A 20,243-nucleotide genomic window follows, 5' to 3' on the forward strand; every position below is an offset into this window, starting at 1 on the left:
GTGTTCATGGCCAGTCAGGACTGGTTCGACAAGGACTTCTACAAGGTCCTGGGTGTGTCGAAGGACATCTCCGCCGCGGACCTGAAGAAGACGTACCGCAAGCTCGCGCGCACCTACCACCCGGACTCCACTCAGGGAGACCCGGCCAAGGAGGCGAAGTTCAAGGAGATCAGCGAGGCCTACTCGGTGCTCTCCGATAAGGACCAGCGCGAGGAGTACGACCAGATCCGTGCGATGGGGGCGGGCGGCGCCCGCTTCCAGGCGCCGGGTGCGGGATCCTCCGGCGGGTTCGAGGACGTCTTCAGCCGCTTCGGGCAGTCGCGCGGCGGCTCGTATCAGGCGGCTGACTTCGACGACCTGTTCTCGATGTTCGGGCAGCAGAGCGGCGGATTCGGCTCCGGACGCTTCGGACAGTCGACGGGCGGCTTCCGCGGGTACGGAGGTCCGCAGCGCGGCGCCGACGTGACGGCGCGCTCGACGCTCGACTTCCAGACCGCGGTGCGGGGGGAGACCATCACCCTCGCCGGTGAGGACGGCAAGCCGTTCAAGGTGAAGATCCCCGCGGGGGTCGCGGACGGGCAGAAGATCCGCCTCCGCGGGCGCGGGCGGCCCTCCCCGGACGGCGGCGAGTCGGGCGACATCGTGGTTCAGGTGACGGTCCGACCGCACCCGGTCTTCACCCGGGACGGACTGAACCTCCGTGTCACCGTGCCGGTGACCTTCACGGAGGCGGCGCTCGGGGCGACGATCGAGGTGCCCACGCTCGGCGGCGACCCCGTCAAGCTCCGCGTGGCGCCGGGGACCCCGTCCGGCCGCGTGCTGCGCGTCAAGGGGCGCGGTGTCGAGACGAGCAAGGGCACGGGCGATCTGCTCGCCGAGGTCCAGGTCGCCGTTCCCGCGCACCTGGACGGCGAGGCGAAGGAGGCGCTCGAGCGCTTCCACGCGCTGGAGCCGAAGGAGAACCCGCGCGCCGACCTGATGGCGAAGGCGCGGGAGTGATCATGGCGCACGACGAGGACGCGGACGAGGAGACGCCGATCTTCGCGATCACGGTCGCCGCGCAGCTGGCGGGGATGCATCCCCAGACGCTCCGGCAATACGACCGCCTCGGCCTCGTCGTGCCCGCCCGTACCCAGGGCGGATCGCGCCGCTACGCGCTCCGCCACGTCAAGCAGCTGCGCGAGGTCGCCGCCATGTCGGCGGAGGGTATGAGCCTCCCGGCGATCTCGAGGCTCATCGAGCTCGAGAACGAGGCGCGGGCCCTCCGCCGCCGCGTCGCCGAGCTGGAGAGCCGGCTGCAGCAGGAGCGCGAGAGTCGCCCCGGAGCCCGCGTGTTCGCCGCGGCGCCGGGCGGGTCGGTCGTGACCCTCCGCCAGGGCACCCGGGTGCGCCGGGCGACGGACGTCGTCGTGTGGCGTCCGATCTCCGGCGACCGGGACTGACCCGGGCCGCGGCGGCGCGCGGTTCCGGGCGCCCCGAGGTCAGTCCGCGAGCGACGCCACGTACGCGTCGTAGTCCGCGCGCGACAGCTCCGCGTAGGCGTACGCCCACGCGACGATGGCGTCGGTGACCGCGGTGCGGTCGCCGATGTAGCCGACGATCCGGGCCGCGCCGGGCGTCTGGCCGTGCGCGCGTGCCAGGACAGCGGCGCACGCCTGCGCGTACAGGACGAAGGACGGGTCGTCGAGGGACTCCGGGTCGATGCCGCCCTTCATGTCGCGGAACTGGCGGACGTAGTAGTCGGCGACGTCGCCGCGGAAATGTCCGAGGAACGGATCCGACACTCCCTGCAGGATGCGCTGCATGGCGACGACCCGTGAGCCCTGTCCGTGCTCCGCGATGTAGGCGTCGACCTCGGGGGGCTGGGTGCATCCGCCGTACCGGGTGAGCACGCTCTCCCCCGCCTCCTTCGTCTGCAGCAGGAGCGCGTCCCCGTCCCCGTCGACGAGGAGGGTCACGTAGCAGCGGGTGCCGACGCTGCCCACGCCGACGGCCCGGCGGACGGTGTCGGCGATCGTGTAGTGCGTGAGGAGCATCCGGATGTCGGCGTTCGCGGTCTGCCGGTAGGCGCCGATCGCGCCGGCGACCCCCTGCTCCAGCTCGGCGTCGATGTGGGTCATCGCGGGCGGACGCTCGACGAAGCGCACCCTACCTTCGGGCGTGATCTCGGTGAGCTTCCGCGTCGCCTGGGCGCTCGTGCGGCGCTCGGCATCGGCGATGGCCTTGCGCAGCGTCTTCCGCGCCGACGCGGCCCCCGAGCGCAGACCGCCCTCGGCATCGAAGTGCTGGTAGAAGCGCCCGACGGGCGTCAGACTCAGGTTCTGGCGCAGCGCGATGGCGTACTGCGCGACCACGCGACGCGCCGCGTCCATGACCACCGCGTCGGCGCGACCGGTCGCCTGGCCGGCGATCACGACGGAGGCGACGAGCCGCTTGACGTCCCACTCCCACGGCGCCCACGCGGACTCGTCGAAGTCGTTGAGATCGAACACCAGGGTGCGCTGGGGCGACGCGTAGAAGCCGAAGTTCGCGATGTGGGCGTCGCCGCACGACGCCACGAGGATGCCGCTGCTCGGGCTCGCGGCGAGGTCTGCGGCCATGAGGGCGGCCGTGCCTCGGAAGAACGCGAACGGGCTCGCCGACATGCGCTCCGCACGCAGGGGGAGCAGGTCCGCCAGGCGGGTCGCGTTCTGGGCGCCCAGGATGCCCAGGGGGTCCCGATTCGCGGTGGTGAGCTCGGCGAGGCTCCGCCTCGGTGTCCGCGCGCGGAGGGCGCGGCCCGCCGCCCGGTCGTCTGCGGTCGTGGGCAGGGGTGCGGTCATCGCATCATCATGGCACCGCGGATGCCGGCCCGGCGATGCGCGGCGGCTCGCCGAGCCGGCGACGACGCGTGACGCCGGGGTGGCCGCCGTCCACCCTCCGATGTCGGACCCCCCGAGCACACTGGGGTCATGACGGAGTTCGCGGGGGTCACGAGCAGCGACGCAGACGTCGCCGCTCTCGCCGAGATCGTCTCGTCCGCCGAGAGCATCGAGGCCCAGCTGACCGCCGTCCAGGTCGCCCAGACGCGCCTGCTGGCGCGCGCGGGTCTGCTCGCCGAGAAGCAGGCGGCGGGTGCGCGGGCGGATGTCCGCGCGCACGACATGGCGCTGCGGTCGATCGCCGCCGAGCTGGGCGGGGTCGTCCGCGTGACCGACCGGACGATGCAGCAGCGCATCGACGAGGCGCGCGTCATCGTGGAGGAGTACCCGCACGCCCTCGTCGCGTGGGAAGAGGGGCGGATCACGCGAGGCCACGTGCGGGTGATCATCGATGCCGGTACGGTGGTCGCGCGGGAGCACCGTACCGACTTCGAGGAGCGGGCGATCGCGCTGTGCGAACGCGACACTCCGAACCGCGTTCGCCCGGCCGTCGAGATGCTCGCCGAGCGCTCGAGCGAGCGGTCGTTCACCGAGCGGCATCGCGATGCGGCGTCGCGGCGCGGAGTGCGCGTCGTGCCCCTGCGCGACGGTATGGCGCAGGTCGTCGCCGACGTGCCCACCGTCATCGCCGACGGGATCCTCGATCGGCTCACCCAGCAGGCGCGGACGATCGTCGACGCCCGCGAGGGTGCTGCGCCCCCGGCCGGTGCGAGCGACGCCGCCACCGGTGGCGACGGTGGCGAGCGCGACCGCCGGGCGCTCGGAGAGGTGCGCGCCGACGTGTTCGCCGACCTCCTGCTGGCGGGCGCGCCCTCGCTCGACCCCACGGTGCACCGCGACGGCGCCGGCTCCCTCGGCGCGATCCGAGCACAGGTACAGGTCATCGTCCCGGCACTGACGCTCCTCGGCGCCGACGAGGGCCCGGCCGACCTGGTCGGGCGCTCGCCCATCGACGCCGAGACCGCACGCTGCCTCGCCGCCGACGCGCCGACGTGGGCGCGGGTGCTGACGGAGCCGGTGGACGGGACGGTCCTCGCCGTCGACCGCTATCGCACACCCTGGCCGCAACGCCGCTATCTCCGCGCCCGCGACCAGCACTGCCGGTTCCCCGGGTGCCGGCGCGCCGCGATCCGCTGCGAGATCGACCACACCATAGACGCGGCGCTCGGAGGCCCCACCGCCCTGTGGAACCTCGCCCACCTCTGCCAGCGTCATCACAGCATGAAGCAGTTCACGGCCTGGCGGGTGCGGCAGCGATCCGGGGGCGTCCTCGAATGGACCTCACCGACCGGTCGCGTCTATCGCGAGGATGCTCCGGCGCCACCGGTGTCGTTCGTCCCGGGTGGTCCGGGTGCTCCGGGTGGTCGGCGTGTTCCGGGCGGTCCACCGGGTGTTCCCGTCCTCGCTCCCGCACACGCCGCGTCTGACGCGCCTTTCTAGCCCGCTGTCGGCGGCGGCATGTCATCGCCGGCGCGTATGGATAGCGTGGTCGTGTGGTTCGCGACTCGGTCACGGTGGAAGCCCGGATCAACGCGCCCATCGGGCTCGTTTGGCGGTTCCTGACGGCCGAGCGGGACGCCTGGTGGCCGGAGATGCGCTTCGAGGCCGCCGTCGGTTCGGCGCTTCTCGAAACGTGGATCGAGGAAGGTCGTCCGGCATCCGCGACGGGGACCATCACGCGATGCGACGAGCCGACCCTTCTCGGGTTCACCTGGACCGAACCGACGTGGGCGCAGCCGCTCGACGTCGTCATCCGTCTCGTGGCCGACGGGTCGTCGACCTCGGTCGCGCTCACCGAATCCGGGTTCTCACGCGCGCAGGCCCCGCCCTCGTTGGCGGCAGAGCACGAAGAGGGATGGCGATACCACCTGACCCGATGGGCGCGGGCGAGCGAGGGCGAGGCCGTCGGCCCGTCGTAGCCGGTCCGTGCCCCGGCGCCACCGCTGTCCCATCTAGGCCGGCGCCGCGTCGCTCCGCCCTCGCGCGTTCTGCAGGTTCGGGGTCGCATCTGGTCGTCATTCGAGCGTGGATGCGACCCCACGCGACCCCGAACTCGAAGGAGTGCGACCACGCGCGACCCCGAACTCGGAAGGGTGCCGCCACGGGCGACCTGCGCTAGCGTCGAGGGCGGCCGTGTCCCTCGCGAAAGGCTCCTCCGTGGATCCCGCCGTCGTGCTGCTCGGCACGCTCGCCCTGGTCGCGATGGGCCTCGTCGCGGTCGCGAGCGCTCTCGCCGCTCGGTTCTCGCTGACGGCGGCGGAGTGGGATGCGCAGCAGCAGGAGGTTCTGGTGGTGGTGTCGGTCGACCGCTGGCGGCGCATCATGGTCCGCACAGCCGGGGTCGTGGTCCTCGTCATCGGGGCGACGATCGTGTGGGGTGCGGCCACCACGCCTGACCCGCAGCCCGAGATGGGCATCGTGGGCACGGTCGCGGCCCTCATGGGTGCCTCGTTCCTCTGGCTGGCCCACGCGATGACGCGTATGCGCATCGAGATCACCCGGGAGGCGATCTGGGTGTCGCGCAGCGTGCGCGCGCCCCTGCGCACACGAGTGCAGGACATCACGCGGCTGCAGGTGCGTCCCTCGGGCCGCTACGGCGGGGTGGCGGCCAAGGCTGGGCGACGGACACTGTTCACCGCCTCCACGGCGATGCCGGGCTACCGCGACCTCATCTCCTGCTTCGAGGACAAGAGACCCGATCTGTTCCTCGCGGGTGGATTCCGCTGAGCGGTGCCGCTCCACGGCTGCCGACGGGCATCTCGGCTCGCCTCGAGGAGCGCCGCGGACCTCAGGCGGGATCGATGCGCAGCACGCTGCCCGACTCGCCGACGGCGACGTCGCCGGAGATCCGCAGCGAGCGGGAGAGGTCGTCCACGGCGCCGACCACGGTACCGAACCGCTCGCGGTCGCCGCCGACGGCCGTGACCGTCACGAGGTGCGTCCCCGTATCCCACGTGTACGTCGCGAACGGCGGAGGCACCGTGCCGCCGCGCGGCGGCGGAGTCGGCATCACGAGCTTCTCGCCGACCCCCAGATACGTGCCGCGGAAGCTCTCGGTGTCGTCGTACTCCATCGGCATCATCGCGCGCGCGGTGCGCAGGTGCGGCGTCAGCTCCTGCACCTGCGCCATGACGACCACCAGCTCCGGCTCCGCCCGCCAGACCCAGACGAGCACGCGCCCGTCGGCCGTGCGCATGAGGGCGGGCGCGGCCTGACTCATCGCCCACGCGGCGAATCGACCGCCGGGGCGCTCCGTCGCCCCCATCGCCGCATTGGCCTGCGCGAGCAGCATCCGGATCGCCCGCTTGCGCAGGCGCCGTCCGCCGAACCCGAAGGAGCCGGTCACGGGCACCCAGCGGTCGGGATCGGCGTCGGCCTGCAGGCGCATCATCCCTCCAGGGTAGAGGGGGCCACGTCGAGGGGGCCTGTGAGGTAGCGCTGGATCGTGGGTCCCACGTCGGCGACAAGCCGGTCGACGGAGGCCGAGGCCACCGGCTCGAGCTCGATGACGTAGCGCGTCACGATCAGGCCGACGACCTGGCTCGCGACGAGGCCGGCGCGGTGGGCCGCATCCGGTCCGCGGCCGATCCGGTCGCCGAGGCGGCGGAGGATCTCGCGGGAGACGAACCCGGTGACGAGGGAGGTGGTGCGGCGTCCGCCGACCGTCGAGCGGATCAGCGCGACGCCGCGGGGCCGGAACGCGGGATCGTCCCACATCGTCACGATCAGGCGCACGAGCCGTTCCCCGACGCCGTCGAGGTCGCCCGCGAGGGCACCGGGCAGCATCGTCGTGGGGTCGAACGGCACGTCGACGGTCGCCGTGAACAGGGCCGACTTGGTCCCGAAGTAGTGGTGCAGGAGCGCCGTGTCGACGTCGGCGCGCTCGGCGATCGCGCGCATCGTCGCGCCCTCGTAGCCCCGCACGGCGAATTCCTCCGCGGCCGCCGCGAGGATGCGCTCGCGCGTGGCGCCGGCTGCTCCGCGAGGGCGACCGCGGCGACGCCTCGGTGTGGGAGGGGCGGCGTCGTCGGGCATGCCGACAGCGTATGCGGCTCGGCTCTTGCGAGATATTCATCGCACGATGAATAATCCACTCATGCGCGCCGTCTTCGTCAAGGAGTTCCAGGAACTGAGGCGCGACCGCCTCACCCTCGCCATGCTCGTCGTCCTGCCGCTCCTGCTCCTCGTGATCTTCGGCTATGCCGCCAACTTCACGGTCGACTCCCTCCGCGTGACCGTCGTGGGCAGCCAGGGGAGCGCCGCGGCCGACCGGCTCACCGCCGTCGGGGACCTCGCCGATCACCTCGACATCGTGTCGACCGATGCCGCGGGAACCGACGCCGACGCCCGTGCGGCCCTCGTGGACCGTCGGTCCGACATCGCCCTCTACGCGGACGGCGACGGCACCGTCCACGTCTACATCGACGGGGCGAACCTCTTCGCCGCGCAGTCGGCGACGGTGCTGTTCTCCCGCGCGTCGGCGCAGCTCGCCGCCGAGGCATCCGGGGCGTCCGCTCCTGCCGGAGCCGCGAATGCGCCACCGACCCTCGACGTCGCGGTGCTCTTCAACCCCGACCTCACGACCTCGTGGGTCATGGTGCCGGCCATCATCGGGCTGATCCTGACCTTCATCGGCACGATCATCACGAGCATCGGCATGGTCCGCGAGCGTGAGGCTGGCACGTTCGAGCAGCTCGCCGTCATGCCGCTCAGCGCGTCGTCGGTCATCCTCGGCAAGATCACGCCGTACTTCCTGCTGGCGGCCTTCGACCTCGTGATCATCGCCCTCCTCGGGATCTGGTTGTTCGGGGTTCCCTTCCGTGGAGACGTCGCGGTGTTCGCCGTGGGCGCCGTGTTCTTCCTGTTCGCCGTGCTCGGCATCGGCGTCCTCATCTCCACGGTCGCGCGGACCACCGGGCAGGCGATCCAGATGGCGATGATGACGCTCCTGCCGCAGATCCTGCTGTCCGGCATGATCTTCCCGCTGGATGCCATGGCCGCGGGCGTGCGCTGGATCGGCTACCTCCTGCCCCTCACCTACTTCACGATGGTGTCGCAGGGGGTCATGCTGCGCGGCTCGGGGTGGGGCGCCCTCTGGCTCCCGCTCGTCGTGCTCGCCGCCATGTCGGTCGTGCTCTTCGCGCTTGCCGTGGTCCGGCTGCGGGCGAGCATAGCCCCCGCGCGGCAGCCGCGTGTCTCGCGCGTTCATGACTCGAGGGCCGGGACATCCGGGCGCACGGACGCAGCACGATGACCGGGATCGGCGTCGCGGGCATCCGCGTGACCTTCGGCGACACGACGGCGCTCGACGACGTCACCCTCGCGGTCCCCTCGGGGCGGGTCAGCGCCGTCGTCGGCGGTGACGGCGCGGGCAAGACCACGCTCCTGCGCGTCCTGGCCGGGCGCGTGGCGACCCAGGCGGGAGAGGTGCACACCCTCGGCACGCACGAGATCGGGTTCCAGCCGGCGACCTCGGGCGTCTGGGGCGGACTGACCGTCGACGAGAACGTCGCGTTCGTCGCGCGGGCGTTCGGGATGACCGGGCGGGCCGCTCACGCCCGCGCCGGTGTCCTCCTCGAGCGTGCCGGACTCGCCGAGGCGCGCGCTCGACTCGGACGCGACCTGTCCGGAGGGATGCGACAGAAGCTCGGCTTCGTGCTCGCGATCCTGCACGAGCCGCGCCTCGTGCTCCTCGACGAGCCCAGCACGGGCGTCGACCCCGTGAGTCGTGTCGAACTGTGGCGCCTGATCGCCGAAGCGGCGGCGAGCGGCACCGCCGTCCTCCTCGGGACGACCTACCTCGACGAGGCGGCGCGCGCCGCCGAGGTGACGGCCCTCGACCGCGGCGTCGTGATCGGCTCCGGCACACCCGACGAGATCATCGCCTCCGTGCCGGGACGCGTCGTCGCCGTCTCGGGCGGCGCGCCCGCGACATCCGACGCCGCGTCGCGCACCTGGCGGCGCGGGCCGTCCCGGCGCCGCTGGCTTCCGCCGGCGGCGACCGGGGCGGCCTCGCCCGGGGTGGCCGACGCGCCCGGGAGTGACGACGTCGTCACCATGGTCCCCATCGACCTCGAGGATGCCCTCATCGCGCTCACCCTCGCGCGCGAGAACGAACCCGGCGCTGCTCTCGGCGGTGGGCCGAGCATCGTCGCCCCTGCGCGCCAGGCGCCCGGGAACCGGGACAGCCGTCGCCCCGCGGGCGCGCTCGCCGTCGGGCGCGGCGTGAGCCGCCGCTTCGGGCGGCATCTCGCGGTCGACGACGTGTCGATCACCGTGGAACGGGGCGAGATCGTCGGGCTCATCGGCGCGAACGGCGCGGGCAAGACGACGTTCCTCCGCACCCTCATCGGACTCGACCGTGCCGACGCGGGCGACGTCCGGCTCTTCGGGCGACCGCCCTCCGCCGCGACCCGGACGCGGCTCGGCTACGTGCCGCAGGGGTCGGGTCTCTCGCCGACCATCAGCGCGGACGCCAACGCGGCCTTCTTCGCTCGGGTGTACGGCACGCCGGTGCCGCCCCTTCCGCCGGGCATCCGTGCGGTCGCGACGCGCCCCGTGGGCACCATCGGTCTCGGGCTGCAGCGGCAGCTGGCCTTCGTCCTCGCCCTGGCCCACGAGCCCGAGCTTCTCGTGCTCGACGAGCCGACCTCCGGCGTCGATCCGCTCGCTCGGGCGCGCCTGTGGGACACCATCCACGCGCAGGCGGATGCCGGCGCGGGCGTCATCGTCACGACGCACTACCTGCAGGAGGCCGAGCAGTGCACGCGGCTCGCGCTCCTCTCGCAGGGGCGGCTGGTGGGCACCGGCTCCGTCGCCGAGCTGACGGCGGGAGTGTCCGCCCTCGTCGTGCGCGCGGAGGACTGGCAGCGCGCGTTCGACCGCCTCACCGCCGCGGGGCTGCCGACGATGCTCGACGGCCGGACCGTCCGGGTCGCCGGCGCCGCCCCCGCCGACGTGCGCCTCGCCCTCGGCGACCTGCCCGCCGCGATCGACGAGACGGTCCCCACGCTGGAAGAGGTGATGGCTCTGCACGAGCGCGCCGGATCCGCACTCTCCTCCTCCCCCTGATACCGCTTCCCCCTCGCGACCGCATCGCCGCGCGGTACTCCCGCATCCCGGCGCCGGCGAGGGGCTCCGGTAAGCTCGGGGGCACCGCCGGCGCACCCGTCGGCTACGCCGCAGAGATAAGCAGCCACCACCCGTGACTCCTCCCGCCACCCCCGACGGTGACCCGCGCGCGACCCGCGACCCGCTCACCATCGTCATCGCCGCCGACACGTTCGCCCCCGACATCAACGGCGCCGCGCGCTTCGCCGAGCGCCTCGCCGCCGGACTCGCCGGCCGCGGACACCACGTCCACGTCGTGACGCCGAGCGTCGGCCACCGCAACCACGGCGTGTTCATCGAGAACATCGAGGGCGAGGACCTCACCGTCCACCGGCTGCCCGGCGTGCGCTGGCCTCCGCACGACTGGCTGCGCTTCGTGTGGCCGTGGCGCAGCAAGCACTACGCCCGGAAGGTGCTGGACGCGGTGAAGCCCGACGTCGTGCACAGCCAGTCGCACATCGTCATCGGTCGGGGGCTCACCCGGATCGCGCGACAGCGCGGCATCCCCGTCGTCGCCACCAACCACGTGATGGCCGAGAACATCATCGACTTCACGACCCTGCCGCCCCTGCTCGACAAGGTCGTGGTCAAGCTCGCCTGGGACGACGCGAAGCGCACCTTCGACATGTCCCGCGCGGTCACGACTCCGACGCGCAAGGCGGCGGAGTTCCTCGAGAAGACGATCGACATCCACGGCGTCATCCCGATCAGCTGCGGCATCGACAAGCGCAACTACGTCCCCGACCTGACGCCCCGCGAGCACCACCGCGTGCTCTTCGTCGGCCGGCTGACGACGGAGAAGCACGTCGAGGTGACCCTCGCCGCCATCGCGAAGCTCGCTCCGGAGATCCCCTCGATCACGTTCGACATCGTCGGTGGCGGGGACCAGCGCCGGAACCTCGAGCAGACGGCGCAACGCCTCGGCCTCTCCGACCGGGTCGTCTTCCACGGCCGCGTCGGGGAGGACGAGCTGCGCGCCTGGTACGGCCGAGCGGATGTCTTCGCCATCGCCTCGATCGCCGAGCTGCAGTCCATCGCGACGATGGAGGCCATGGCGTCCGGGCTCCCGATCGTCGCCGCGAACGCGGTCGCCCTGCCGCATCTCGTGCAGGACGGCGTCAACGGCTACCTCTTCGAGCCGGGAGACGTCGACGACCTCGCCGACAAGCTCCGCCGCGTGCTCACCGCCTCGCCCGAGGAATACCTCCGGATGCAGAACGCCTCGCTCGAGGGGGTCGAGATCCACGACATCGAGAAGACCCTCGACACGTTCGAGAAGCTGTACCGCGGCGAGCCGCTGGGCTGAGCGACGGCTGGACGACGACCCGCATGCGCCTGCTCTTCGATGCCCGGTACATCCGCACCGACTTCCACGACGGCATCAGCCGGTACTCCGCCGAGCTCGCGGCGGCCGTGTTCGCCGCGGCGCCGGCGCGCGGGGTCGACGTCGTCTTCCTGATCTGGGACGACGCGCAGCGCGCCCTGCTGCCGGAGGGCGCCCGCACCCGGCGCATCCACGCCCCCACCGCGCTTCGTGAGCCGTGGACGGCGCTCCTCCTCAACCGGCTCCGGCCGGACGCCGTGTTCTCGCCCATGCAGACGATCGGCTCGTTCGGGCGCCGCTTCGGGCTCGTCCTGACGCTGCACGACACGATCTACTATCGCCACCGCACGCCGCCCCGGTCGCTGCCGTGGTACGTGCGACTCGGTTGGCGCCTGTTCCACCTCTCCTACGTTCCGCAGCGCCTCACCCTGAACGCGGCGGACCTGGTCGCCACCGTGAGCGAGACCAGCGCGGCGGAGTTCGCGCGGGTCCGGCTGACGAAGAGGCCCGTCGTCGTGGTGCCCAACGCGCCGCAGCGGCTCGCCGAGCTTCTGCCGGACGGCACCGCGGTCGTCCCGGGCGCGCAGAACCTCGTCTACATGGGCTCGTTCATGCCCTACAAGAACGTCGAGACGCTCATCCGGGCGGTCGCCGAGCTCCCCGGTCGCACGCTCCACCTCCTGTCGCGGATCGCGCCGGACCGTCGCGCCGAGCTCGAATCCCTCGTCGACCCGCGCGGCGGGGCGGTCGTGTTCCACGGCGGCGTGACGGATGCCGAGTACGCCGCGCTCCTCGCGGATCACGCGGTGCTCGTCTCCGCCTCGCTCGACGAGGGGTACGGCCTGCCCGTCGCGGAGGCACTCGAGCTCGGCGTGCCCGCCGTCGTCACCGACATGCCGATCTTCCACGAGGTCGCCGGAGGCGGTGCCCTGTACGCGCCGGGCACGGATCCCGCGGCCTTCGCCGCCGCGGTGCGCTCCCTCGACGACCCCGAGCGTCACACCGCCGTCGTCGCGGCGGGGGCGGCGCACATCGCCCGGTTCTCGTGGGCCCGCTCGGCCGCGGTCCTCCTCGAGGCGCTCGCGCCTCTGCGCCGGCGCTGACCTCCGCCGCCGTGCCCGCTGGCCCGGCGCTGACCTCCGGCGCGGCTACTGCCGGCCGCCGTGTCACGGCAGGCGCGAGCGGTCGGTCGGGGTGCGGCGATAGCCGTCGACGCGGAGGGCGCGCGCGGTCGCGACGACGGCGGCGACGGAGACGGCGACCAGGGAGATCAGGAGAACGAGGGCGAGAAGAGTCATGGCAGAAACGCTACGCACGCTGCGATACAGACAGGAGTGGCAGAAGTGACGACGTGTGTATGATTCCTGCCATGAAGACTGTCGCGTGTGTCGTCCAGTCCGGGTTCGCGCCCTTCGAGTTCGGCCTCGCCTGCGAGGCCTTCGGTCTCGATCGGTCGGACGACGGCATCCCCAACTTCGACTTCCGGGTGGTGGCTCCCGATCCGGGCGTCGTCGCGAGCAACCTCGGCTTCTCGCTCAACGTCGACGCCGACCTCGCGTTCGCCGATGAGGCGGACCTCGTGGTGATCACACCGATCCCCCGTGAGAGCTGGGAGAACGTCGACGAGCGCGTCGCCGCGGTGGTCCGCCGCGCGGTCGCGCGCGGAGCGTGGGTGCTCACCGTCTGCAGCGGGTCGTTCGTGATCGCCGCCGCCGGCGTGCTCGACGGTCGCCGCGCCACGACGCACTGGCGCTACGCCGACACGATGGCGCGCATGTATCCCGAGATCGAGGTCGATCCGAACGTCCTCTACGTGCAGGACGGCCGCATCATCACGAGCGCCGGCACGGCGGCGGGTCTGGACGCCTGCCTGCACCTGCTGCGGATCGAGCTCGGCGCCGAGATGGCGAACACGATCGCGCGGCGGATGGTGGTGCCCCCGCAGCGCGACGGCGGTCAGGCGCAGTTCATCGCCGCGCCCCTGCCGGTGAGCACGTCGCTCTCCCTCACGCCGGTGACCGACTGGGTGCTCGAGCACCTGAGCCTCGACCTGTCCGTCGACCAGCTCGCCGCCCGCGCCCACATGTCGCCGAGGACGTTCGCCCGTCGGTTCAAGGCCGACTACGGCACGACGCCCGCCGCGTGGCTCGCCCGCCAGCGACTCATCCACGCGCAGCGCCTGCTCGAGCAGACCGAGCTCGGCCTCGACGCGGTCGCCTTCGAGAGCGGCTTCGGGTCTGCGGCGGTGCTGCGGCAGAACTTCACGCGGATGCTGGGCCTGAGCCCCACGGCATATCGCGCCCGCTTCGCCTGCGCGACTCCCGAGCCGGCGTCGATCGCCTCGTGAGCATGTCCGACTCTTGTTGGGGGCGCACTCGTTTGCTAAACTTGAGCCCAGACGACTCAACTTTGAGTCTCGAAGGTTTCCGCAGGTTCGAGGAGAACGAATGAACGCACAGCCCCAGCCCGGGCAGGACGAGCAGCAGAGCGCGCTCGAACAGTTCGGCATCAACCTCACCGATCGTGCCCGCCAGGGCAAGCTCGACCCCGTCATCGGGCGCGACAGCGAGATCCGCCGCGTCAGCCAGGTGCTCACCCGGCGCACGAAGAACAACCCCGTCCTCATCGGCGAGCCCGGCGTCGGCAAGACCGCCGTGGTCGAGGGCCTCGCCCAGCGCATCGTCGCGGGCGACGTCGCCGAGTCCCTCAAGAACAAGGAACTGGTGAGCCTCGACATCTCGGCACTCGTCGCGGGCGCGATGTACCGCGGCCAGTTCGAGGAGCGCCTGAAGAGCGTCCTCAAGGAGATCACCGAGTCCGACGGGCAGATCATCACCTTCATCGACGAGCTGCACGTCCTGATGGGCGCAGGCGGCGGCGAAGGGTCGGTCGCGGCGTCCAACATGCTCAAGCCCATGCTCGCCCGCGGCGAACTGCGCCTGATCGGCGCCACGACCCTCGACGAGTACCGCGAGTTCATCGAGAAGGACGCCGCGCTCGAGCGGCGCTTCCAGCAGGTGTACGTCGGGGAGCCGAGCGTCGAGGACACCATCGCGATCCTCCGTGGCCTCAAGGAGCGCTACGAGGCCCACCACAAGGTCGCCATCGCCGACGGCGCGCTCGTGGCCGCGGCATCCCTGTCGAATCGCTACATCCCCTCCCGCCAGCTGCCCGACAAGGCCATCGACCTGATCGACGAGGCCGCGTCGCGGCTGCGCATGGAGATCGACTCCGCCCCGCTCGAGATCGACGAGCTGCGTCGCCACGTCGACCGGCTCAAGCTCGAGGAACTCGCCCTCAAGCGGGAGAAGGACGCCGCGTCGAAGGAGCGCCTCGCGACGCTGCGCGAGACCCTCGCGGTCGAGCAGAAGCACCTCGACGAGCTCCAGGCGCGCTGGGAGCGCGAGCGTGCGTCGCTCAACGCGGTCGGTGACCTGAAGACGCGCCTCGACCAGGCGCGCATCGACGCCGAGCGTGCTCAGCGCGAGGGAAACCTTGAGAAGGCGTCGCGGCTCTACTACGCCGAGATCCCGGCGCTGGAGCGCCAGGTCGCTCAGGCCGAGAACGCCGAGGCGGCCCTGAACGCGGACGGCACGGGGGGCGAGCGCATGGTCAACGACCAGGTCACCGACGCCGACATCGCCTCCGTCATCGCCGCCTGGACGGGCATCCCGGTGGGGCGCCTGCTGCAGGGCGAGAGCGAGAAGCTCGTGCACCTCGAGGCCGAGCTCGGCAAGCGCCTCATCGGGCAGAAGGATGCCGTCAAGGCCGTCTCCGACGCGGTGCGCCGCTCCCGCGCGGGCATCAGCGACCCGAACCGGCCGACGGGGTCGTTCCTGTTCCTCGGCCCGACCGGTGTCGGCAAGACCGAGCTCGCCAAGGCGCTCGCCGAGTTCCTCTTCGACGACGAGCGCGCCATGGTCCGCATCGACATGAGCGAGTACGGCGAGAAGCACTCGGTCGCCCGGCTCGTCGGTGCCCCTCCGGGGTACATCGGCTATGAGCAGGGCGGTCAGCTCACCGAGGCCGTCCGCCGGCGTCCCTACTCGGTGGTGCTCCTCGACGAGGTCGAGAAGGCGCATCCGGAGGTCTTCGACATCCTGCTGCAGGTCCTCGACGACGGCCGGCTCACGGACGGCCAGGGTCGCACCGTGGACTTCACGAACACGATCCTGATCCTGACCTCGAACCTCGGCTCGCCGATCCTCATCGACCCGACGCTCACGATCGAGCAGAAGCGCGAGCAGGTCATGGCGCTCGTGCGGACGGCCTTCCGCCCCGAGTTCCTTAACCGGCTCGACGACATTGTCATGTTCCAGGCGCTGAGCGAGGACGACCTCGCCCAGATCGTGGAGCTGTCGGTGGATGCCCTCCAGCGCCGCCTGCGCGATCGTCGCCTGACACTGGCGGTGACGCCGGATGCCCGGGCGTGGCTCGCCGAGCGCGGCTACGACCCGATCTTCGGGGCCCGGCCGCTGCGTCGGCTCATCCAGTCGGAGATCCAGGACCGCCTCGCGATGGCCCTGCTCTCGGGCGGCGTGCGCGACGGCGACCTCGTCAAGGTCGACGTCGGCGCCGACGGCGCAGGCCTGGTGCTCACGAGCGCCGGCGCGTCCCCCGAGGCATCCGCCCCCGCCGCGGACGACGACGTCATCGAGGCCGAACTCCTCGACGACTGACCCCTCGCCTCGCGTCGCCTCGCCTCGCCTGGCCTCGCGTCGCCTCGCCGAGAAACCACTCCCACCGCGAGAAACCACCCCTGCGTGTGTTTCTCACGTCGGGGGTGGTTTCTCGCTTGCAGGGCGAGGTGCGGCGGGGCGGGGCGAGGACGAGGGGGGGCGTCAGGGACTGAGGCGAGAGCCCGTCAGGGCCAGTTGCAGCACGAGGACCAGGGCGGCGAGCATCACCAGGCGGAAGACGACGCGATCGGGGGTCCGCAGGGCGCGGATGAGGCCGATCGCGGCGATCGTGGCGACGCTCAGCAGCCCCAGGGGCGCGGCGAGGGGAACGGCGGTCTCTCCGCCGCCCGCGAGGACGGGCCCGAGCGCGACCGCCCCGGCGCCGACGGCGAGAGCAACGAACGACACGACGGCGCTCGCGCGGCGGCCCAGGCGGTGGGGTGTCCCGCGGATGCCGGTCGCCGCGTCGTCATCGAAGTCGGGCAGCACGTTCGAGAAGTGCACGGCGATGCCGAGGGCGGCTCCCGCGAGCGTCGCCCACGGGCTCGCGAGGAGGGGATCGGCGCGTGCCAGGGTCGCCAGCGACGGGAACAGGCCGAAGCTCACCACGAAGGGGAGTGTGGATGCCGCGGTGTTCTTGAGCCACGCGTTGTACCCCCAGGCCGAGCCGAGGGCGATCGTGTGCGCGACGAGGAAGCCCGGGCCGAGCACGGCCGAGGCAGCCAGGGCGACGAGCACCGCGGCGACCGCCGCCGTGCCGACCGCCCGAGCGCTGATCTCCCCGCGGGCGATCGGCTTGTCGGCGCGGCCGACCGAGGCGTCCCGGCGCGCGTCGATCGCGTCGTTCGACCAGCCCACCGACAGCTGACCGGCGAACACGGCGCCGGTCAGGAGCGCCAGCCGACCCGCGTCGAGACCCGCCGACACGCCCAGGACGAGGGCGAGCACCGACACGACGAGGGTGGGCCCCGGGTGGCTGGAGCGCCACAGCGCTCCGACCGCGAGCCGGCGGGACGAGCCTCCCGGGCCGGGCGGCGTCATCGGGGCGTCCGGAAGAGGCGGGCGTCGGGATCGAAGCCCATCGCGTACGCGTGCGCGAGGACGAGCGTGCCCGGTGAGGCGAGCGCGGCCCGCACGGCGGCCGCTCCGGCGGCGTTGGCGGGACGGCCGAGCACCGTGTTGACCGCCGCGATCCGGCCCGACCGCCCCGCGGCTGCTCGCCGGCGCCGCTCCCAGGCCGCGATCGCCTCCCACGGGACGGCGCCGGCGCGCCCCGGTCCGACGATCCCGGCCGTCTCCGCGCGGACCCAGCGGGAGAGGAGCGGCGCGAGGGTCACCGCGTCGAGGAGGCCCAGGTTCATCCCCTGGCCGCCGATCGGGCTCACCTCGTGGGCCGTGTCGCCGACGGCGAGGACCCGGCCCGCCCGCATCGCCGGGAGGGCGGACCGGGCGACCCCGAACCCCGTCGCCTCGGCGACGGCGGAGGCGGCGGCGTCCGAGCCCGTCCGCGTCGCGACGGCCTCGCGCAGTCGGTCTCCGGCCGGTCGCAGGTCGCCCGCAGGCATCCACGCCACGTAGCGGCGGCGTCCGTCCGGGAGCGGGAACGACTCGAGCACCCCGCGAGGATCGAGATGCACGACGGCGCGGTCGCCGTCGTCGCCGTCGTCGGCGCAGTCGGTCATCAGGTACCGGTCGGGGTAGCGGAGGACGCGGGCGCGCAGCGGCAGGAGGTCTCGGGCGCGCAGGCCTCCGGCGACGACGGCGACCCGGGCCTCCAGAGTCGCCCCGTCCGCGAGGATCAGCTCCACCCGATCGGCGCGAGGGACCAGCGCGCGCACACGGACGCCCCGCCGCGGCGGGGCGGCTCCCCAGGCGGCGGCGGTGTGCGCCAGCGCCGCCTCGGTCCGCGGCTGGGGGAGTGTCGCGACGTACGGATGCCGGGTGTGCAGCCGCTCGAAGCGGACGAGACCGAGCGAGCGCCCCTGCCGGCGCGCCTCGCCCAACCGCACCCGCCGCGCCCCGGCGAGCAGACGCTCGGTCGCTCCCGAGGCCTCCATCGCCGCGAGCGCCGTGGCGTGGACGCCGACCGCGCGGGATCCGCCCCCCGGCTCCGCGCGCTGCTCGAGCGTCACCGCCGCGACACCGTGCCGGGCGAGCTCGGCCGACAGGAGGACGCCGACGGGGCCCGCGCCCACGATGGCGACGTCGACGACCTCGCGCGTCACGGGGCCGCCTCCACGGTCGCGAGGAGTCGGAAGGGGGCGGGCCGCTCCACGCGCCACCCCGGCGGCAGACGCCGGGCGAGCTCGTCCGCGCGCCAGCTGCGCCGGATCGAGCGCAGCCCGTCCGTGCGCAGGAAGGTCCCCGGCGCCAGCGGGGTGATTCCCACCGCATACGCCGCGTACGCCGTGCGGGAGCGGGCGATGTCGGAGTGGAGAACGATCCCCTGCGACAGCGCGGCCGAATCGGCGAGGAAGGCCGGCAGCGCGCCCACGTCGAGGTGGTGCAGCACGTGGTTCGAGATCACGACGTCGAAGCGCCCCGTGCCGGGTGCGCCGGACGTGCCGGGCGTGCCCGACGTGCCGGATCCGCCGAGCTCCGCGACGAGGTCGGCGCTGTGGGCGCGGCGCAGGACGATGCCCGGGGCATCACCCGAGCGATCGTCCATGACGCGGCGTCGAGCGACGGCGAGCGCGCGCGGGTCCGGATCGATCCCGACCGCGTGCACCTCGACCCCGTCCGCCCGCGCGAGCGACGCGATCCGGTGCAGGACGTCGCCTCCGCCGCAGCCGATGTCGAGGATCGAGATCCGTCCGCGTGCGAGCGCAAGCGGGCGGATGCGTCGCCGGTAGACGGCGCCCCACCCCGACACCAGTCGATTGACGACGCGGAAGCGCTCGAGCGTGCGGCGCAGTCGCTCGGGATCGCAGTCCGCGTCGTCCATGAGCTCGCGCAGATCCTCGTCGCGCGCCGACAGCGGGCTCATCGCGCGTCGGCACCCGTCGGCGCGTGCAGGGTCATCCGCGCCGACTCCACCGTCAGGCCGGGCGCGAAGGCGACGGCGACGACGGGGACGTCCTCGTCGTCGCCCAGGTCGTCGAGCAACCGCTGCAGGATGAACAGGATCGTCGCGGAGGACATGTTGCCGAACTCCCTCAGCACCTCCCGCGAGTGCCGCAGCGCGTCGGCAGGGAGGGCGCATGCCGACTCGACGCGGTCGAGGATGCTGCGGCCGCCCGGATGCACGGCCCACCGCGCGGCTGCCGGGGCGTCTCCGTCCAGCAGATCCCCGGCGACCGGGGCGAGCGCCGCGCGCACCTCGCGTCCGACGATGCGCGGGACCTCTGCGGTGAGCGTCATCTCGAAGCCGTGGTCCCCGATGGTCCAGCCCATCGCCGCCTCGCCCTCCTCGGTGATCGCGGTGGCGAAGCGGTCGAGGGTGATGCGGCGCGCGTCCGGGGCCGGCGTCGCCGTCACGACGGCGGCCGCGGCGCCGTCGGCGAACACCGCCGACGACACGATCTGGTCGGGATCGCTCGAAGCGCGCAGATGGATGGTGCACAGCTCCGCGCAGACAACCAGCACGACGGCGCCCGGCTCGGCGACGCAGATGCGGGCGGCCGACCGCAGCGCCGGAAGTGCCGCGGCGCACCCGAGGAAGCCGAGGTGCTCCCGCGACACGGTCGTCGCGAGACCCAACTCGCGGACGAGGGCGACGTCGGGTCCCGGCGCGAAGAAGCCCGTGCACGACGCCGTCACGACATGCGTGACCGCGTCGGCATCCGTCCCCGATCGCGCGAGCGCGTCCCGCGCGGCGGCGGCGAACAGCGCGGGCGCCTCGCGCACGTACACCTCGTTGCGCACCCCGGTCGCCGGCCGCAGGATCCGCCGCTCGTGTGTGTCGAGGAAGGCGGATGCGGGGTCGTCCGATCCGGGCCGCAGCTCGGCGAGCACGCTGTGGCGCTCGTCGATCGCCGACTGGTCGAACGCCGCGGCGATGAGCCGTCTCGTCAGCCGGTCTGTTCCGGGCTGGCCGACGAAGAGGTCGCGCACCGCACCCTGCGGCAGGCGCGTCGACGGCACGGCCGTGCCGATTCCGACGATCGACGCCCGCGAGGGGGGAGAAGCGCTCATCTGCGCAGGCTACCCGCCGTTCCGCGGCAGCGGCACACGGCTTGTCACCGGCCGCCCCGTGTGCTGGGGTGGCCG

Annotated in this window: 19 protein-coding genes; 11 read left to right on the top strand and 8 right to left on the bottom strand. The window is 72.8% G+C overall.

Features of this window, described 5'->3' with window-relative positions:
* The first annotated feature begins 6 nt into the window (after positions 1-6).
* Together WFI00_RS05450 and WFI00_RS05455 are read left to right on the top strand one after the other, a co-directional pair.
* Positions 7-999, top strand: coding sequence for a DnaJ C-terminal domain-containing protein (locus tag WFI00_RS05450; protein ID WP_336630460.1), 993 nt, complete (start codon positions 7-9; stop codon positions 997-999).
* A gap of 2 nt (positions 1,000-1,001) precedes the next feature.
* Positions 1,002-1,442 carry a heat shock protein transcriptional repressor HspR gene (locus tag WFI00_RS05455; RefSeq protein ID WP_336630826.1) on the top strand — a complete coding sequence of 147 codons (441 nt, stop codon included), beginning with the start codon at positions 1,002-1,004 and terminating at the stop codon, positions 1,440-1,442.
* A gap of 39 nt (positions 1,443-1,481) precedes the next feature.
* On the opposite strand, the gene WFI00_RS05460 is transcribed toward WFI00_RS05455, so the two are convergent.
* On the bottom strand, positions 1,482-2,822 hold the full coding sequence (locus WFI00_RS05460; RefSeq protein ID WP_336630461.1) for a DUF2252 domain-containing protein: 1,341 nt from the start codon (positions 2,820-2,822) through the stop codon (positions 1,482-1,484).
* 129 nt (positions 2,823-2,951) lie between these two features.
* Between WFI00_RS05460 and WFI00_RS05465 the strand changes: the two genes are divergently transcribed.
* From WFI00_RS05465 to WFI00_RS05475, 3 genes are all read left to right on the top strand, one after another.
* Entirely contained in the window at positions 2,952-4,361 is a 1,410-nt protein-coding gene (locus tag WFI00_RS05465; protein WP_336630462.1) for an HNH endonuclease signature motif containing protein, read from the top strand.
* A 53-nt stretch (positions 4,362-4,414) separates the two neighbouring features.
* On the top strand, positions 4,415-4,840 hold the full coding sequence (locus WFI00_RS05470) for an SRPBCC family protein (protein WP_336630463.1): 426 nt from the start codon (positions 4,415-4,417) through the stop codon (positions 4,838-4,840).
* Between the two features lie 238 nt (positions 4,841-5,078).
* Entirely contained in the window at positions 5,079-5,648 is a 570-nt protein-coding gene (locus WFI00_RS05475; RefSeq protein WP_336630464.1) for a hypothetical protein, read from the top strand.
* A gap of 61 nt (positions 5,649-5,709) precedes the next feature.
* On the opposite strand, the gene WFI00_RS05480 is transcribed toward WFI00_RS05475, so the two are convergent.
* Positions 5,710-6,312: a hypothetical protein gene (locus WFI00_RS05480; protein WP_336630465.1), complete on the bottom strand. Its 603-nt coding sequence runs from the start codon at positions 6,310-6,312 to the stop codon at positions 5,710-5,712.
* Entirely contained in the window at positions 6,309-6,956 is a 648-nt protein-coding gene (locus WFI00_RS05485) for a TetR/AcrR family transcriptional regulator (RefSeq protein ID WP_336630466.1), read from the bottom strand. Before WFI00_RS05485 ends, WFI00_RS05480 begins: the two co-directional genes overlap by 4 nt.
* Before the next feature lie 61 nt (positions 6,957-7,017).
* Between WFI00_RS05485 and WFI00_RS05490 the strand changes: the two genes are divergently transcribed.
* The 4 genes from WFI00_RS05490 (at position 7,018) to WFI00_RS05505 (ending at position 12,458) form a co-directional block, all read left to right on the top strand.
* Positions 7,018-8,175: an ABC transporter permease gene (locus WFI00_RS05490; RefSeq protein ID WP_336630467.1), complete on the top strand. Its 1,158-nt coding sequence runs from the start codon at positions 7,018-7,020 to the stop codon at positions 8,173-8,175.
* On the top strand, positions 8,172-9,992 hold the full coding sequence (locus tag WFI00_RS05495; RefSeq protein ID WP_336630468.1) for an ATP-binding cassette domain-containing protein: 1,821 nt from the start codon (positions 8,172-8,174) through the stop codon (positions 9,990-9,992). Before WFI00_RS05490 ends, WFI00_RS05495 begins: the two co-directional genes overlap by 4 nt.
* A 133-nt stretch (positions 9,993-10,125) precedes the next feature.
* The gene (locus WFI00_RS05500; protein ID WP_336630469.1) at positions 10,126-11,337 is read left to right on the top strand and encodes a glycosyltransferase; all 1,212 of its coding nucleotides are present in this window, start codon (positions 10,126-10,128) and stop codon (positions 11,335-11,337) included.
* A 23-nt stretch (positions 11,338-11,360) separates the two neighbouring features.
* Positions 11,361-12,458: a glycosyltransferase gene (locus WFI00_RS05505; RefSeq protein ID WP_336630470.1), complete on the top strand. Its 1,098-nt coding sequence runs from the start codon at positions 11,361-11,363 to the stop codon at positions 12,456-12,458.
* Between the two features lie 63 nt (positions 12,459-12,521).
* Here WFI00_RS05505 and WFI00_RS05510 read toward each other — a convergent pair whose 3' ends face one another.
* Positions 12,522-12,653, bottom strand: coding sequence for a hypothetical protein (locus tag WFI00_RS05510; RefSeq protein WP_336630471.1), 132 nt, complete (start codon positions 12,651-12,653; stop codon positions 12,522-12,524).
* 71 nt (positions 12,654-12,724) lie between these two features.
* On the opposite strand from WFI00_RS05510, the gene WFI00_RS05515 reads away from it, so the two are divergent.
* Together WFI00_RS05515 and WFI00_RS05520 are read left to right on the top strand one after the other, a co-directional pair.
* Positions 12,725-13,702, top strand: a complete 978-nt coding sequence (locus WFI00_RS05515; RefSeq protein ID WP_336630472.1) for a helix-turn-helix domain-containing protein — start codon at positions 12,725-12,727, stop codon at positions 13,700-13,702.
* 100 nt (positions 13,703-13,802) lie between these two features.
* Positions 13,803-16,034 carry an ATP-dependent Clp protease ATP-binding subunit gene (locus WFI00_RS05520; RefSeq protein WP_336630473.1) on the top strand — a complete coding sequence of 744 codons (2,232 nt, stop codon included), beginning with the start codon at positions 13,803-13,805 and terminating at the stop codon, positions 16,032-16,034.
* A gap of 162 nt (positions 16,035-16,196) precedes the next feature.
* Here the strand turns inward: WFI00_RS05520 and WFI00_RS05525 are convergent, their stop codons facing one another.
* The 4 genes from WFI00_RS05525 to WFI00_RS05540 are packed head-to-tail and all read right to left on the bottom strand — an operon-like array spanning position 16,197 to position 20,168.
* Positions 16,197-17,075, bottom strand: a complete 879-nt coding sequence (locus WFI00_RS05525) for a UbiA family prenyltransferase (RefSeq protein ID WP_336630474.1) — start codon at positions 17,073-17,075, stop codon at positions 16,197-16,199.
* Positions 17,072-18,259 carry an FAD-dependent oxidoreductase gene (locus WFI00_RS05530; RefSeq protein WP_336630475.1) on the bottom strand — a complete coding sequence of 396 codons (1,188 nt, stop codon included), beginning with the start codon at positions 18,257-18,259 and terminating at the stop codon, positions 17,072-17,074. The genes WFI00_RS05525 and WFI00_RS05530 overlap by 4 nt, the downstream gene beginning before the upstream one ends.
* Positions 18,256-19,020: a methyltransferase gene (locus tag WFI00_RS05535; RefSeq protein ID WP_336630476.1), complete on the bottom strand. Its 765-nt coding sequence runs from the start codon at positions 19,018-19,020 to the stop codon at positions 18,256-18,258. Before WFI00_RS05535 ends, WFI00_RS05530 begins: the two co-directional genes overlap by 4 nt.
* Entirely contained in the window at positions 19,017-20,168 is a 1,152-nt protein-coding gene (locus WFI00_RS05540; RefSeq protein ID WP_336630477.1) for a type III polyketide synthase, read from the bottom strand. The genes WFI00_RS05535 and WFI00_RS05540 overlap by 4 nt, the downstream gene beginning before the upstream one ends.
* Positions 20,169-20,243 lie beyond the last annotated feature (75 nt).

Source organism: Microbacterium sp. MMO-56, from assembly GCF_037146215.1.
Taxonomy (GTDB): Bacteria; Actinomycetota; Actinomycetes; order Actinomycetales; family Microbacteriaceae; genus Microbacterium.

Excerpts from the sequence above, each read along its gene's own strand:
- WFI00_RS05450 (WP_336630460.1), top strand. The coding sequence starts at position 7 with ATGGCCAGTCAGGACTGGTTCGACAAGGACTTCTACAAGGTCCTGGGT.
- WFI00_RS05455 (WP_336630826.1), top strand. The coding sequence starts at position 1,002 with ATGGCGCACGACGAGGACGCGGACGAGGAGACGCCGATCTTCGCGATC.
- WFI00_RS05460 (WP_336630461.1), bottom strand. The coding sequence starts at position 2,822 with ATGACCGCACCCCTGCCCACGACCGCAGACGACCGGGCGGCGGGCCGC.
- WFI00_RS05465 (WP_336630462.1), top strand. The coding sequence starts at position 2,952 with ATGACGGAGTTCGCGGGGGTCACGAGCAGCGACGCAGACGTCGCCGCT.
- WFI00_RS05480 (WP_336630465.1), bottom strand. The coding sequence starts at position 6,312 with ATGATGCGCCTGCAGGCCGACGCCGATCCCGACCGCTGGGTGCCCGTG.
- WFI00_RS05485 (WP_336630466.1), bottom strand. The coding sequence starts at position 6,956 with ATGCCCGACGACGCCGCCCCTCCCACACCGAGGCGTCGCCGCGGTCGC.
- WFI00_RS05490 (WP_336630467.1), top strand. The coding sequence starts at position 7,018 with ATGCGCGCCGTCTTCGTCAAGGAGTTCCAGGAACTGAGGCGCGACCGC.
- WFI00_RS05495 (WP_336630468.1), top strand. The coding sequence starts at position 8,172 with ATGACCGGGATCGGCGTCGCGGGCATCCGCGTGACCTTCGGCGACACG.
- WFI00_RS05505 (WP_336630470.1), top strand. The coding sequence starts at position 11,361 with ATGCGCCTGCTCTTCGATGCCCGGTACATCCGCACCGACTTCCACGAC.
- WFI00_RS05510 (WP_336630471.1), bottom strand. The coding sequence starts at position 12,653 with ATGACTCTTCTCGCCCTCGTTCTCCTGATCTCCCTGGTCGCCGTCTCC.
- WFI00_RS05515 (WP_336630472.1), top strand. The coding sequence starts at position 12,725 with ATGAAGACTGTCGCGTGTGTCGTCCAGTCCGGGTTCGCGCCCTTCGAG.
- WFI00_RS05520 (WP_336630473.1), top strand. The coding sequence starts at position 13,803 with ATGAACGCACAGCCCCAGCCCGGGCAGGACGAGCAGCAGAGCGCGCTC.
- WFI00_RS05525 (WP_336630474.1), bottom strand. The coding sequence starts at position 17,075 with ATGACGCCGCCCGGCCCGGGAGGCTCGTCCCGCCGGCTCGCGGTCGGA.
- WFI00_RS05535 (WP_336630476.1), bottom strand. The coding sequence starts at position 19,020 with ATGAGCCCGCTGTCGGCGCGCGACGAGGATCTGCGCGAGCTCATGGAC.
- WFI00_RS05540 (WP_336630477.1), bottom strand. The coding sequence starts at position 20,168 with ATGAGCGCTTCTCCCCCCTCGCGGGCGTCGATCGTCGGAATCGGCACG.